The organism is Streptomyces sp. NPDC048718 (genome assembly GCF_043198875.1).
Lineage (GTDB): Bacteria > Actinomycetota > Actinomycetes > Streptomycetales > Streptomycetaceae > Streptomyces.
Genome location: NZ_JBICVG010000028.1, coordinates 19,497 through 33,241, shown reverse-complemented (window position 1 = coordinate 33,241; position 13,745 = coordinate 19,497). Strand labels below are relative to the sequence as shown.

The window sequence follows — 13,745 nt, the reverse complement described above, 5'->3', positions numbered from 1 at the left end:
GTCCGGTTCGCGACCGTCGGAGCCGTCACGCTACCCGGAAGAGGGAAGGAGCGGGCGCATGTTCGATCAGATGGACTCGCCAGTCCGGGCGGATTCCTGAAGCACGGCGCGGCCGGACTCGACCGCCTCCGCCAGGGTCGCTTCGCCGGCGGCGAGGGCCCGGCAGGTCTCCGCATCCGTCCGCAGCAGCACCTCCGCGTCGGCCGCCGGCCCGTCCCCGTACTCCGGCGCGGCGCCGTCCCGTACACGCGCGTGGAACTCGCCTTCGTCCAGGGTCACCTGGACCACCCTCGCCCCCAGCCCCTCCAGGACACCGAGCAGCGGGATCGCGAACCAGTGCGCGCGGACGGCGTCGGTCGGCCGGGGCGGTGGGGCGCGGGCAGGGACGCGGGATGCGGGCGGCACGGCACGGGTAGGACAGGGGCATGGATCTCGTCGCGCCCGTCGTCGTCGAACCGCTCCGGCGCCGCCGCTGCGCGGAATGCCACCAGGGTCCGGTGGAGCGGATGATCGTGGAGTTCAACCAGGTCATCTGCCTGGACTGCGCCGACCTCGGCCATCTCGTCTTTCTGCGCCGGGGCGACACCGCGCTCACCCGGCGGGCCCGCGAGGGCAGCACGCTGTGGGCGGTGGTGGTCCGGCACAACCGGCGCCGCACCCGGTACGAGCGTCAGGGCCTGCTCGTGGAGGAGGGGGCGCTGGCCCGGGCGGAGGCGGCATGCCTCGCGGACACCGAGGCGCGGGCGCGGCGCCGGGCCCGGCAGGACACGGAGATCACGGCCGCCCTGGCGGCGGAGATCCTGCGGCTGTATCCGGGCTGTCCGGCCGAACGGGCCGATGCCATCGCGGCGCACGCGGCGGCGAAGGGAAGCGGCCGGGTGGGGCGCAAGGCCGCCGGGCGGGCCCTGGACCGGGACGCGGTGCTCGCCGCGGTGCGGGCCGCCGTTCGCCATGTCGACACCGACTACGACGCGTTGCTGATGACCGGGCTGCCCCGGAGCCAGGCCCGGGCGAGCGTCGCGCCCGCCATCGAGGCGGTGCTGCGGAGCTGGCGCGCGGGCTGAGGCGGCCGAGGTGCGTACCGCACCCGTACGGCCGTACGACTCGGGTGCGGTACGGCCGTCGTGCGGCGGGGCCGGGCGTTCCCACGGGCGCGGGCCCGTACGAACGCGCGGCGGGATCAGGCCCGGTCGGCGGCGGCGCGGCGGGACCTGCGGTACATCATCGCGCCGCCGAGCAGGAGCGCGGCACTCGCGGGGGCGGCGAAGCCGACGGGGCCCGCGCCGGTGTGGGCGAGCGCGGGCGGCCCGGCCTGCGGGGCCGGGGCGGGCTCGACACCGGGGTGCGGGACCTGCGGCTCGACAGCCGGCGGAGTGGTCACGGGCGGGTGAGTGACCGGCGGGTGGACGACCGGAGGGTGGACGACCGGCGGATTGGTGACCGGCGGCCCGTCGCACTCCTCCTCGGACCGGTTGACCGAGGTGGTGCCGAAGGCAGGGTTGCCGATGCCGACGACATTGATCGAGTCGCCACTGACGTTGACGGGGACGTCGACCGGCACCTGGATCGCGTTGCCCGACAGGACGCCCGGGGAGCCCTGGGCGACGGCCTCGGCGCAGGCGCCACCACCATGGGTCGGACCACCCCCCGACGGAGCGCCGTTCGCCTCCTCGCCGCCGTACCCGGACTCGCCGTAGCCGGAACCGCCGTATCCGTTGCCCTCGCGCGAGCCGTGGTCGGAGGAGGAACCGGTGCGCGGGGTGCCGGGCAGATCCTTGTGGGTGCGGCCCCGGCCCGGACCCGCCTGCTCCTGGCTCTGGCCCTGCCCCTGGTTCTGCCCCTGCTCCTGGCCGGCCTGCTGCCGGCCCTGGCCCTGGCCCTGCCCCTGGCCGGCGGCCTCGTGGTCGGCGGCGCTGCGGCCCGCGGCAGCGTGGCCCGCGGCACCGTGGCCGTGCCCGCGCGCCGGAGTGGCGGCCCCGTTGACGCACGTGGTGCCGAACGCCGGGTTGAGCAGCCCGACGATGTCGACCGTGTCCCCGCAGACGTTCGCCTGGACGTTCACCGGCACCTGGAGGGTGTTGCCGGAGGCGACCCCGGGCGAACCGACAGCGGCGCCCTGTGCGCCGGCGTCCGCGAACGCGGCGCCCGCCGAGAGCGCGAGCGCGCCACCGGTGACCAACAGAGTGGCCAGACCACTTCGGCGAATCTGCCTCATGGCTTCCTGCCTTCCGAATCTCTTCACGGGCACTCGCCCGCACCGGAAACAACGCTTTCCGGCGGTTCACGGATCCGATGACCGGTTTGTTTCACTCCCATGAGGGAGTGTGAGGCGGCAGGCTTACGCCCGGTGCCCGCCGCCTCGGGTGGGATACCGTGACAGGGAAGTGGCCGGTGGGGCCCGCGAGTCCACGGGATTCGAGGGAATCCGAGGAGGCCCGAGGGGGACGAGGTGACGGTGATACGGGAGCGCCTGCGGGTGCCGGTCGGACCGGACGCGGCACGCTGGCGGACCCGGGAACCCCGGCGCACGGTGCTCTTCGTCGTCCACAACGTCACCTCGGCGACCCGTCTGCTCGACGTACTGCCGCTCTTCGACGATGCCCCGGACATCCAGCAGCTGGCGACCTGCACCGGTTCCTCGCCCTTCCTGGCGGGCGTCGACGAGCTGCTCGAAGCCGCCGGACTCCCGGTCGTGCCCTGGGAGCAGGCGAAGGAACTGGCCTCGGCCGGAACCGTCGACCTCGCCGTCACCGCCAGCTATGGCGGTGAACTCCAGGCTTTCCAGGGCAAGTTGGCCGTCCTCTCGCACGGCATTGGATACAATAAGAGGCTCGCGACACCGGACACCGGACACCGGACACCGGACACCGGACACCGGGTGCCAAAGGGGCACGGGGCCGAGGCTGGGGCCGAGGCCAGGACCGGGACCGGGAAAAGCAGTGCGCCCGTCTTCGGCATGGCCCCCGAATGGCTTCTCCACCAGGGCGAACCCCTCGCCTCCGCGACCGTCCTGTCCCATCCCGAACAGCTCGACCGGCTGCGCCTGTCCTGCCCGGAGGCCGCCGACACCGCCGTCCTCGCCGGTGACCCGTGCTTCGACCGGCTGCTCGACCTGCGCCGCCGGCGCCCCGCGCTACGCCGGGCGTTCGGCGCGGGCGACGGGCGTCGGCTCGTCGTCCTGAACTCCACCTGGGGCCGCGCCTCGCTGGCCGGATCGGCCGGCTTCGCCGGACTCCTCAGGGAACTGACCGAGACACTGCCACTGGACGAGTACCGGCTGTGCGCCGTCCTGCACCCCAACATCTGGTACGGACACGGGCCCGGCCAGGTCCGTTCCTGGCTGCGCCGGGCCGAGGCCTCCGGCGTCCTCCTGGTCGACCCGCTGGAGCACTGGCGGCAGGCCATCGCGGCGGCCGACTGCGTCATCGGTGACCACGGCTCCGTCACCTACTACGCCGCCGCGCTCCATCTGCCCGTCCTGCTCGGCACCTTCCCGCACGACGCGCTCGACCCGGCGTCACCGGTCGCCGCGCTCGGCCGGGCGGCCCCGCGGCTGTGCCCCGGGGTGCCGCTGCGCGAGCAGATCGACGCGGTGATCGACGGTCATATGCCAGGCCGGTACGACCGGTTCGCCGCGCAGGCGAGTTCGGACCCCGGCGTGTCGGCGACGCTGCTGCGGAAGCTGTTCCACTCCCTGCTCGGCCTCCCCGTCCCGGCGGGCGCGGCGCCGACGCCGCCCCTGCCCGTCCCGGAGAACCTCGCCGCGCAGCGTCCGTCCGTACCGGTCCGGGTCCTCACCACGGTCCGGCACTCCCCCGGCGAGCCGCCCGAGATCGCCATCGCCCGCTTCGCCGACCCTTCCGTCGAGCCGGACGACCTCCCCGGCACCGGTGCCGACTCCGACAACGAGCCGGACGCCCACACCGTGGCCTGCGACGACACCACCGACAGCGGGCGGCTCTCGCTCGCGGACGTGGTCACCTGCCGCGCCCGGCCCGGTGAACCGCCGGGCCCTCGCGCCGCCGAACTGCTCGCCCGGTACCCGTACGCCGCGCTCGCCGCCGTACCGGACGGCCCGGGCCGGTGCCTGGTTCAGGGCCGGGAGGGCGCGGGCCTCCTGCTGTCCTCGCTCCCCCGCCCGGACGGCTTCCCCGACCCCTGCGACCCGTCCGTCCACGCCTCGGCCGCCTACGCCTGGTACGCGAGCGGCCGCCCTCTCGCCGCCCTCGCCGACACGGGCACGATCACGGTGACGACGGGCGCGATCCGCCATCGGGTGGCGGTGGTGAAGGAGAGCTGGTGACCTGGTTCGAAGGAGACGGAGCGAGCCCGGTGCACCGGCCCCCGCGCCCTGATCCGGCCTGATCCAGAAGAGAGACCACTAGAACTCGTCGTCCCCGGCCAGTTCCTCCCAGGGGATGCCACGCAGGGCGGGATCGGCGTCCTCGCCCGAGGGGACCGCCGGGTCGGCCTGGAACCAGGCCACCGTGAGGCGGGAGTAGTCGAATCCGGGCGCGAGGGGGGCCGAGTGGAACACCCCGACGCACGCCACCGGAGGAAGCTCCTCGACCGGCCCGAAGGGGCCGGGGCCGAGGCTGTCGTCCGGGTACGTGCGCGGGGGCGGCACGAGATGCACCGGCCAGGTGGGAAAGGCGCGTTCGGCGCTGCGCTGGAGGGCGTCGACCTTGAAGTCGTTGACGCGCTTGCAGGGATAGCCCTCCAGCATCCCCCCGTACGTCGAGGAGATCCGCAGCTCGGAAAGCTCGATCGAACGGCCGGACGAGAGGATGACGCGACTCAGGGACATGCGGTCACCCTAGGAAGGTGGTTCCCCCTCTCGCCATTCCTTTCACAGGGCGTCCCGCTCGGCGCGCAGGGCCGCGGCCTGAGGGGCGCCGAGGGCTTCGTAGCGTTCGACGGCCTCGGTCAGGAAGCGCGCCCGCTCCGCCGGGTCGGCGGTGGCCCGGGCCCGCAGGGCGGCGATGGCGGCCTCCTGGACCGGGGCCTTGCCGAGGGCCATGCGGGCGGCCGCCTCGGCGAGAAGCGGGGCGGCGCGGCCGGGGTCGCCCTCGGCGAGGGCCGCCTCGCCCCGGCTGGTCAGGACCCTGGCCTCGTTGTACGGGTCGGCGGGGGACAGCCCGGCCATGAGCCGCGCGGCCTCCTCCAAGGTGGCGTCGGCCTCGGCGGGCCGGCCCTGGCCGGACAGGGCGCGGCCGAGGTGGTGGGCGAGCAGGGCCTGGGCGCGCGGATCGTCGGTGAGCCGCCGGGCGGCGCGGAAGGCGTCGGCGGCCTCGGCGGGCCGGCCCTGGGCGAGCCGTACGAGACCGAGGGACTCGACCGCCGTGGCCTCGCCCGTACGGAAGCCGGCGGCCCGGTCGGCCTCGGCGGCGGCCGTGAACGCTTCCTCGGCCTCGGCGTGGCGGCCGAGGCCGAGGAAGGCGAACCCGAGCTGGGCACGCATCCGTCCCTCGGCGCCGGGCGGGGCGGCGCAGCGGGTGACGGCCTCGGCGCCGAGCCGGTGGGTGGCGATCCAGTCCTGGTGGAAGCCCTGCCGGAGGAACAGGCTCCACAGCGCTTCGCACAGCTGCCAGGTGAGGTCGTCGAGTCCGTAGGTGTCGGCGGTGCGTACGGCCTCCACCAGGTTCTCGCGCTCGGCGAGCTGCCAGTCGATCGCGGCGTCCGGGGAGGGCGGGCCGGCGGGCAGCCGGTCGTAGACGGGGCCGACGTGCCAGCGGCCGGGCATGATCGCGGCGTCCGCGGCGGCGGCCGTCGCGAGGTGGTGGCGCAGCAGCCGGCCTACGGCGGCCGCGGCGCGGCCGGGGCCGTCGGTGTCGAGGGCGCGGCGCTCCGCGTGGGCGCGCAGCAGGTCGTGGTGGCGGTAGCGGCCCGGCGCGTACTCCTCGACGAGATGCAGGGAGTCCAGTTCGTCGAGGAGGGCGGCGGCGCGTTCGACCGGGACGTCGATGAGCGCGGCGGCGGCCGGGGCGGTGAGTCCGGCCCAGGGCCGCAGTCCGCCGAGGCGGTAGAGGCGGGCGGCGTCGGGGGTGAGGTCGTCGTAGGAGGCGTCGGCGGTCGCGGTGACGGGGTCGGGGTGCCGTTCGGCGCCGCCGGGTCCGCCGTGGCCGGGCGCCGGGGGCGTGGCCATGTCGTCCTCCAGCTGCTGCCAGGTGAGGTGGGTGCGGACGGCGAGGCGTTCGCCGGCCACGCAGAGGGCGAGCGGGAGGCCGCCGCAGCGGCGGGCGACCGCCGCGGCCGAGGCCCGGGCGGAGGCGTCGGCGGCGCGGCCGGAGAGCCGGGTGAGGAGCAGGGCGGAGTCTTCGGGGCCGAGTGGGGTGAGGGCGATGCGGTGGGCGCCGACGGCGCGGGTCAGGCCGTCGAGCCGGCGGCGGCTGGTGACGAGGGTCAGCGAGCCGGGGCCGGTGGGCAGCAACGGGAGGACCTGGGCGGCCGAGTGCGCGTTGTCCAGGACGGTGAGGAGGCGACGGTCCGCGGTGAGGGTGCGGAACCAGTCTGCCTGTTCCTGCTCGTCGGCCGGTACGTACGGCGGGGCGACGCCGAGCGCGCGCAGGAAGCGGACCAGCACGGTCGAGGGCGCCGCGGCGGTGGCGGTGGCGTCGCCCCGAAGGTCGGCGTGGAGCTGGCCGCCGTCGTACCGCTCCCGCAGGCGGCCGGCGAAGTGGAGCGCGGTGGCGGACTTGCCGATGCCGCCGGTGCCGGTGAGGAGGACCACGCGGGGTGCCGGGTCGTCGTCCTCGTGTTCCAGCAGGGCGGTGAGCCGGTCGAGTTCGGCGCGCCGGTCGGTGAAGTGGCGGGCCGGCGGCGGCAGCAGCCGGGGCACCGGGCTGCCGGGGAGGATCGCGGGGACCACGGCGGCCATGGTCAGGGTGTCGATCCGCCCCGCTTGGACGACGGGACCGTGGACGGTGCCGCCGATCTCGTTGCGCACCACGGGCTCGGGGCTCATGGGCGGGGGCCGCCGGTCTGCCGCACCTCGCCGATGGTGCCGGTCTGGATGAACAGGCCGTGGTTGCTGCCGCCGCTGATGGTGTTGTGCACGACGAGGGTGGGCTGCGGCGGGGTGTCCGGCTCCCCCGTCAGTTCGTCGAGGATCGCGCGCAGGTCGGCGGCCGATTCGGGGTCGGCGAGCAGGCTGCGGCGCATCCGGGCGCGCCATTCGACGCGGGCCTCGGCCCTGGCCTCGTCGGCGATCTCCCCGTCACCGCCCTGCTCGGCGCGGACCAGTTCGTCGCGGGCGGCGTCCAGTTCGGCGCCGACCGCCTGCTCGTCGGCTCCGGAACGGGCGGCGAAGAACCGGGCGATCCGGGTCCGGGCCCGCTCCCAGCCGTCGCCGACCATCTGCTGGACGAGCACGGTCGCCCCCGCCGTTGCCAGTTGTACCAACTCGGCTTCCACCAGGCCCCCTTCAAAGCGTCGCGCGTGCCGCCCAGCCTATCGGTCACCTTCCCAGGAGGGCGGTGATCACGCCCACCGGGTCGGCGTCGGGCGTGCCGCGCGGCCACCAGTCCTCGCGGCCGGCGTCCGACTCGTAGCCGTACCAGAGGCCGTCACGGCCGAGGCGGAGCTGGAGGGACCGGCCGGACAGCCGGTTGCGGGCGGGGCGGAAGGCGGGCAGGTCGGCGGCGATCAGGGCGGGCCGGGCCCGGTCGAACGGCCCGGCGGGCGGGTCCCAGGGCTCTTCCAGTACGGCGAGACCGGCGGCCCCGCCCTGGCGCCAGGCGGCGACGGCGCGGGCGAGGTCGGTGGGGGTGCGGCCCTGGGCCTGGGCGAGGTCCCGGTAGAGGGCCCGGGTGGAGGCGGTGAGGCCGGAGCCGGGGTGTGCGGCGGCCAGCCGTACCGCGTCCTGCCAGGGGGTGAGACCGGCGACGGGGTCACGGCCGGTGACCAGGAGGGTGTGGGCGCGGGCGGCGGCCTCGGTGGCGAGGAGGTCGAGGGCGAGCGGGTCGGGCGCCTCGGGGTCGGCCGGGAAGACGGCGGGGCGGCCCGGGGTCTCGGGGGCGGGCAGCGGCGGCGGGAGGAGCGGCGCGATGGGGCCGTCGGCGGGGGTGAGGGCGGCGCGGGCGAGCACGGTGGGCAGGACGGGGGCGGTGTCCGTGCCGTCGGGGCGCCCGGTCCGGCCGGTCGTACCGGTCCGTCCGGCCTGTCCGTCGCGCGCCGCCCGCTCGGCCTGTTCGGCGGCGGAGCGGGCCGCGTTGCGGCGGGCGAGGGAGGCGAGGAGTTCCTGTTCGCCCCGGCCGCGCATCAGGAAGAGGACGAAGGGGTCCTCGTCGAGGAGCCGGGCGGCCTGGTAGCAGAGGGCGGCGGCGTGCTTGCAGGGGTAGCCGTCGTCGGGGCAGGAGCAGTCGGGGACGAGGTCGCCGGAGGCCGGGAGGAGGCCGGTGACCGCCTCCAGGGCGTGCGGGACGTCCTTGTCGAGGAGGGCGGCGATGTACTCGGGGCGGGCGGCGGCCTCGTCGAGGAAGCGTTCCCAGTCGTCGTCGCCGAGGGTGCGGAGCCGGATCTCGGCGCGGTACGGGCGGGGGCGGCTGCCGTGGACGTAGGCGACGACGCGGCCGGGGGTCACGGTGATCGCGTCGACATGGCCACTTCGGGCATATGCCTTGCCACGGGCGAGCCGCGCCGGGTCGAGGGCGGTGTCCTCCAGGGCGTCCACCCAGGCGTTTCCCCACCAGGTGGCGGCGAAGCTCCCGTCGGGGGCGCCGTGCGGGGCGAGCTGCGGGAAGGTGCGGCGGCGGTCGTCGTGGCGGGAGGGGGCACCGGCGTGGACGGTGGCGCCCTGGCCCGCACCGTTAAGGGAGGCGGATCCGGTACGGGTGGCGCGGCCTCGGCGGGACGGGAAAGGGCCCCCGGGATCCATGGGGCTCAGGGGACTCACGCGGACCTCCTCAGGGACACCAGATCGGCCAGTTCCCGGTCGGTGAGTTCGGTGAGGGCGGCCTCGCCGGAGCCGAGGACGGCATCGGCGAGGGCCCGCTTGGCGCGCAGCATCTCGTCGATCCGCTCCTCCACCGTGCCCTCCGTGATCATCCGGTGCACCTGCACCGGCCGGGTCTGCCCGATCCGGTACGCGCGGTCCGTGGCCTGCTCCTCGACGGCCGGGTTCCACCAGCGGTCGAAGTGGACGACATGACCGGCCCGGGTCAGGTTGAGACCGGTGCCCGCCGCCTTCAGCGACAGCAGGAACACGGGGACCTCGCCGCCTTGGAAGCGGTCGACCATCCGCTCGCGCTCGGCGACGGGCGTACCGCCGTGCAGCAGCTGGGCCGTGATGCCGCGCCGGGCCAGATGGCCGGCGAGTAGCCGGGCCATGGACACGTACTGCGTGAAGACGAGGACCGAGCCGTCCTCGGCCAGGATCGTGTCGAGGAGCTCGTCGAGCAGGGCGAGCTTGCCGGAGCGGCCGGACAGGCGGGCGCCGTCGGCTGCCGGCTCCCCGAGGTACTGGGCGGGGTGGTTGCAGATCTGCTTGAGCGAGGTCAGCAGCTTCATGACCAGTCCGCGCCGGGCCATGCCCTCGGCGGCCTCGATCCGCGCCATCGTCTCGCGGACCACCGCCTCGTAGAGGGAGGCCTGTTCGCGGGTGAGCGGGACGGGGTGGTCGGACTCGGTCTTCGGCGGCAGTTCGGGGACGATGCCCGGGTCGGACTTGCGGCGGCGCAGCAGGAACGGCCGGACGAGCCGGGCCAGCCGCTCGACCGCCTCCTCGTTCTCCACCTCCTCGCTGTTCTCGACGGCGCGGGCGTGCCGGGCGCGGAAGGCCTTGAGGGGGCCGAGGAGACCGGGGGTGGTCCAGTCGAGGAGCGCCCACAGTTCGGAGAGGTTGTTCTCCACGGGGGTGCCGGTGAGCGCGACCCGGGCGGGGGTCCGCAGGGTGCGCAGCGCCTTGGCGGTCGCCGAGAAGGGGTTCTTGACGTGCTGGGCCTCGTCGGCGACGACCATCCCCCAGTTCCGCTCGGCGAGGAGCGGCGCGCTGGTGCGCAGGGTGCCGTAGGTGGTGAGGACGAAGCCGCCGCCGGCCGCCTCGTCGAGGGTGCGGCCGGTGCCGTGGAACCGCTGTACGGGCACGCCGGGGGCGAAGCGCCGGATCTCCCGCTCCCAGTTGCCGAGGAGCGAGGCCGGGCAGACCACGAGGGTGGGGTCGCGGTGGGCGCGGCGCAGGTGCAGGGCGATGAGGGTGACGGTCTTGCCGAGGCCCATGTCGTCGGCGAGGCAGCCGCCGAGGCCGAGGGAGGTCATGAGGTCGAGCCAGGCGAGGCCGCGCAGCTGGTAGTCGCGCAGGGTGGCGTCGAGTCCGGGCGGCGCGGTGGCGGTCCCGGGTCCGGCCAGCAGCCGGTCGCGCAGGGTGGCGAGAGCGCCCACGGGTACGGCCGGCACGGACTCGCCGTCGACCTCGGCGGATCCGGTCAGCGCGGCGGCGAGCGCGTCGACCGGCTCCAGCAGACCCAGTTCCCGCTTGCGGGCCTTGCGGACGAGATCGGGGTCGACGACCACCCACTGGTCGCGCAGCCGGACGACGGGGCGGTGCGACTCGGCGAGGGCGTCCATCTCGCGCGCGGTGAGCGGGTCGCCGTCGAGGGCGAGCTGCCAGTCGAAGCGGAGCAGTTCGGTGCTGTCGAAGAAGGAGGTGCCGTCGGTCGCGGAACCGGGCGCGCTCCGGGCGGGACGGACCACGGCGGAGGCCGTCAGGGAACGGGCGAGGTCGCGAGGCCAGTGGAGGGCGACCCCGGCGTCGGCGAGCCGGGCGGCGGCCGGGCCGAGCAGCTCGTACAGCTCCTCCTCGCGCAGGGCCAGCACATCGGGCACGTCCCGTTCGAGAAGGCCGGCGAGGGGCGGCCAGACGCGGGCGGCCCGGCGCAGGGCGAGTACGGCGTCGACCCGGGCGCGGGGTCCGAACCGCTCGTCGCCCTCCCCGGCCCACAGGGCGGAGGCGTCGACGACGAGGGTCGGGTCGGCGAGGCTGTGGATCTGGAGGAGCGCGGCGGCGACGTGCCGGCCCCCGGTTTCCCCGGCCGGATCGGCGGGATCGGAGGGCTCGGGGAATTCGGCCGGGTCGGGTGTCTCGGCCGGGTCGGAGGCGTCGAAGAGTTCGAAGGCGGACAGGTCGAGACGGAGCGAGATCCGTACGCCCGCGTCCATGCCCGCGGCGGCCTCGGCGGCCCAGCCTCGCGCGCGGGGCAGCCACTGCGGCTCCCGCGCGGCGAACGGGGCACCGGCCGCGTGCGGCGCGGCGGGCGTACGGGGCAGGGTGTCGGCGACCGCGTCCAGGAAGGCCCGAACCAGCGCCTCGGGCTCGGGCAGCCGGAGCGGGCCCCGGCCGGACACGGGCGTGGCGTGGGCCTCGTACGGCATGGCGGCGGCGATCGCCCGCAGGTGGGCGATGTCGTCGGCATCGAGCGGACCGGCCCGCCAGGCGTCGTGGTCGTCCGCGGTGAGACCGGGCAGCAGCCGTCCCCGGGCGATCAGGTGCAGCGCGTGCAGGGTGGCGGCGCCCCAGCAGGCGGTGGCGGGATGCGCGGCCGGCTGGTGGCGGGCGGCGGCCAGCGCGGGCAGGGCGTCGGCGACGGGCAGCAGCAGGGCGGGCACGGTACGGCCGCGCGCACCGGTGCCGTGCCGCCGTACGACGGTCAGCTCGGCGGGCTCGGCGCCGACGGGCAGCGCCGGTGCGCCGCCCGGGCCGCCCGGCAGCGGGCCGCCGTCGGGGGTCCACAGGGCGATCCGGCCCTCGCGGGGCAGGACGGCGGGCAGGAAGACGGCCGCGACGTTTCCGGGAATGCTCCAGGCACTTGTGGTGGGGGACACGGCGACTCACCTCCTGCTCCGCGACGGGTTCCGGCCGGACGGCCGGCTCTCGGCCTTGTCGGCTTGCGGTTCCGATTCCGATTCCGACCTTACGGGTGGGGTCTGACAACCGGTTCCCCCACCCGTCCCCCGGGCGGCCCAGCAGCGGGTGACACGCCGATCAAGGCGGGGGAGGGTGGCGGCAACGGACACCGGACGCGGCGCGCCCGGCACCCGTATGCCCGGCACCCGTACGCCCGGCACCCGTACGCCCGGCACCCGTACGCCCGGACCAGGCGCGACCCGGCCGCCCTGCTCCGGCCACCCTCGATCCGTCCCTCCAGGCCCGACCCGATCCGCTCCCTCGACCCTGACCCGACCCTGACCTCACAGACGAGGATGTCCGCCATGTCCGTTCACCGGCGTCTCACGATCGCCACCGGGGCCGTCCTGCTCTCGTTCGCCGTCTCGGGCTGCTCGGGCCTCGGCCGCAGCATGGTCGGCACGGTCTCGTACGAGACCGCGCACGACATCGAGGTGACGGTGACCAGCCCCGTGGTGCGCGGCTGCCACCTGCTGTCGCCCGGGGGCGCGACCCGGGTCCAAAACGCGACGCTCGTGGACATGCGACTGTTCCGGACCCGTGACTGCCGGGGCCCGAACATCTACGTGGCGACCCGGACCTCCGACCAGATCGCGCCGGGCACCCTGCCCTGGCGCAGTTACAGCGTCGTGCACTGACCCCGGCACGGACCGGGGCCCGCTCCCCGCCGCTCAGCGCGGACGGGCGGCCAGCCAGGTGCCGTCCTCGGTCAGATAGCTCTCGAAGGCCAGCCCGGCCGCCTCCAGATGCCCCGCCAGGGCCTCGTGGGTCAGCGGCCTCGACAGGAAGGTCTGGGTCCAGCGGGCGTCCGGGAAGACGTACTCGGCGTGAACCGAGTTCACGCCCTCCTCCACCGGCTCCGCCGACATGATCCGTACGGTGTACCCGGCCGGGTCGTGGCGCTCGCGCGGCAGGTCCACGTGCCAGTCGGCGCCCTCGCGCTGAATCAGGACCCGTCCGTCGTCCTTGACATGGCGGCGGCAGGTCGCGAGGAGCGCCCGCCGGGTCTCCACGTCGGCCGTGTGCACCAGGAACGAGCCGAGCACGACCGCGTCGAACCTGCGGGACAGATCCAGGTCCTCGATGGAGCTGAGCACGGTCTCGACGCCCGGGGCTCGCTCGCCGACCGCCTCCAGCATCTCGGCGGACTCGTCCACGGCCGTCACGGCGAACCCTCGCTCGGCCAGCGGCGCGGTCACCCGGCCGGCGCCGCTGCCCAGTTCGAGCAGGGTCGCACCGGCCGGCACGGCGGACCCGATGACCTCCGGTTCGGCGCCGGGGCCCAGCCGCCGGTACAGGTCGACGGCGCAGCCGTCCGGGGTGATCGCGCCGGGCCCGGTGCCCGTGTGTCCGGGCCGGACGCGCCCGTTGGTCCCGTCTTCGCTCATGTCTCTCGCGTCCTCTCGTCGTCGGCCCGCCGCTCGGCGGACGCCTTTGCCGGATCGTGCGCCCTGGGTGGATCCTGGAAGGGCCCTCGGGGGTCCCTCCACCCGGGAGATGCGACGTGATGCGTACGGGGAGTGAACCGGCGACCGCACGCAGTTCGCTGCGGCTGCGGCTCTGGCTGAGCCTGTGGGGGCTGCTGTGGGCCGCCTTCGGTACGACGGTGTTCGCGCTGCTCGGAGCGGTGGGATGGGCGGCGGCGTGCGGTGCGCTGTTCCTGGTGACCGCCGTGGACGCGACCCTGGTGATCCACCGCCTCCGGCAGGGGCCGCACTGGCAGCCGGGCCGGGACATCCCCCCGTACGAGCCGGATCACGGCGGCCGGGGACGCTGAGGAACCCTCCCCCGGGCGGGCCATCGCCCTACTCCCCCGCCGTCCCGCTCGCTCCGCTCTCCCCGCTTC

General features: G+C 75.5%; 12 protein-coding genes. 4 read left to right on the top strand and 8 right to left on the bottom strand.

The features are described 5' to 3' along the window. Positions 1-66: 66 nt before the first annotated feature. On the bottom strand, positions 67-405 hold the full coding sequence (locus ACGFRB_RS32695) for a hypothetical protein (protein WP_393248225.1): 339 nt from the start codon (positions 403-405) through the stop codon (positions 67-69). A gap of 20 nt (positions 406-425) precedes the next feature. Here ACGFRB_RS32695 and ACGFRB_RS32690 point away from each other — a divergent pair, with 20 nt between their 5' ends. After that, positions 426-1,064, top strand: coding sequence for a DUF2293 domain-containing protein (locus ACGFRB_RS32690; protein ID WP_393248223.1), 639 nt, complete (start codon positions 426-428; stop codon positions 1,062-1,064). A gap of 116 nt (positions 1,065-1,180) precedes the next feature. On the opposite strand, the gene ACGFRB_RS32685 is transcribed toward ACGFRB_RS32690, so the two are convergent. After that, positions 1,181-2,215 (bottom strand): chaplin, encoded by a 1,035-nt coding sequence (locus tag ACGFRB_RS32685; RefSeq protein WP_393248221.1) that lies wholly within the window; start codon positions 2,213-2,215, stop codon positions 1,181-1,183. Between the two features lie 234 nt (positions 2,216-2,449). Here ACGFRB_RS32685 and ACGFRB_RS32680 point away from each other — a divergent pair, with 234 nt between their 5' ends. Then, on the top strand, positions 2,450-4,303 hold the full coding sequence (locus ACGFRB_RS32680; protein WP_393248219.1) for a hypothetical protein: 1,854 nt from the start codon (positions 2,450-2,452) through the stop codon (positions 4,301-4,303). A gap of 78 nt (positions 4,304-4,381) precedes the next feature. Here ACGFRB_RS32680 and ACGFRB_RS32675 read toward each other — a convergent pair whose 3' ends face one another. From ACGFRB_RS32675 to ACGFRB_RS32655, 5 genes are read right to left on the bottom strand one after another with little or no spacing between them, the layout of a single operon-like run. After that, positions 4,382-4,807, bottom strand: coding sequence for a hypothetical protein (locus ACGFRB_RS32675; protein ID WP_393248218.1), 426 nt, complete (start codon positions 4,805-4,807; stop codon positions 4,382-4,384). 42 nt (positions 4,808-4,849) lie between these two features. Then, positions 4,850-6,964: an NB-ARC domain-containing protein gene (locus tag ACGFRB_RS32670; protein ID WP_393248216.1), complete on the bottom strand. Its 2,115-nt coding sequence runs from the start codon at positions 6,962-6,964 to the stop codon at positions 4,850-4,852. After that, a complete protein-coding gene (locus tag ACGFRB_RS32665) occupies positions 6,961-7,413 on the bottom strand; it encodes a hypothetical protein (RefSeq protein WP_363008311.1) in 453 nt (150 codons plus the stop codon). Before ACGFRB_RS32665 ends, ACGFRB_RS32670 begins: the two co-directional genes overlap by 4 nt. Before the next feature lie 43 nt (positions 7,414-7,456). Further along, a complete protein-coding gene (locus ACGFRB_RS32660; RefSeq protein ID WP_393248254.1) occupies positions 7,457-8,884 on the bottom strand; it encodes an SWIM zinc finger family protein in 1,428 nt (475 codons plus the stop codon). A gap of 5 nt (positions 8,885-8,889) precedes the next feature. Beyond that, positions 8,890-11,817, bottom strand: coding sequence for a DEAD/DEAH box helicase (locus tag ACGFRB_RS32655; protein ID WP_393248214.1), 2,928 nt, complete (start codon positions 11,815-11,817; stop codon positions 8,890-8,892). A 387-nt stretch (positions 11,818-12,204) separates the two neighbouring features. On the opposite strand from ACGFRB_RS32655, the gene ACGFRB_RS32650 reads away from it, so the two are divergent. Continuing rightward, positions 12,205-12,537 carry a hypothetical protein gene (locus tag ACGFRB_RS32650; protein ID WP_361235064.1) on the top strand — a complete coding sequence of 111 codons (333 nt, stop codon included), beginning with the start codon at positions 12,205-12,207 and terminating at the stop codon, positions 12,535-12,537. Positions 12,538-12,570: 33 nt separating this feature from the next. Here the strand turns inward: ACGFRB_RS32650 and ACGFRB_RS32645 are convergent, their stop codons facing one another. Continuing rightward, positions 12,571-13,287, bottom strand: coding sequence for a class I SAM-dependent methyltransferase (locus ACGFRB_RS32645; RefSeq protein ID WP_393248212.1), 717 nt, complete (start codon positions 13,285-13,287; stop codon positions 12,571-12,573). 119 nt (positions 13,288-13,406) lie between these two features. Between ACGFRB_RS32645 and ACGFRB_RS32640 the strand changes: the two genes are divergently transcribed. Continuing rightward, positions 13,407-13,676 carry a DUF6343 family protein gene (locus tag ACGFRB_RS32640; RefSeq protein ID WP_393248210.1) on the top strand — a complete coding sequence of 90 codons (270 nt, stop codon included), beginning with the start codon at positions 13,407-13,409 and terminating at the stop codon, positions 13,674-13,676. The last annotated feature ends 69 nt before the right edge of the window (positions 13,677-13,745 follow it).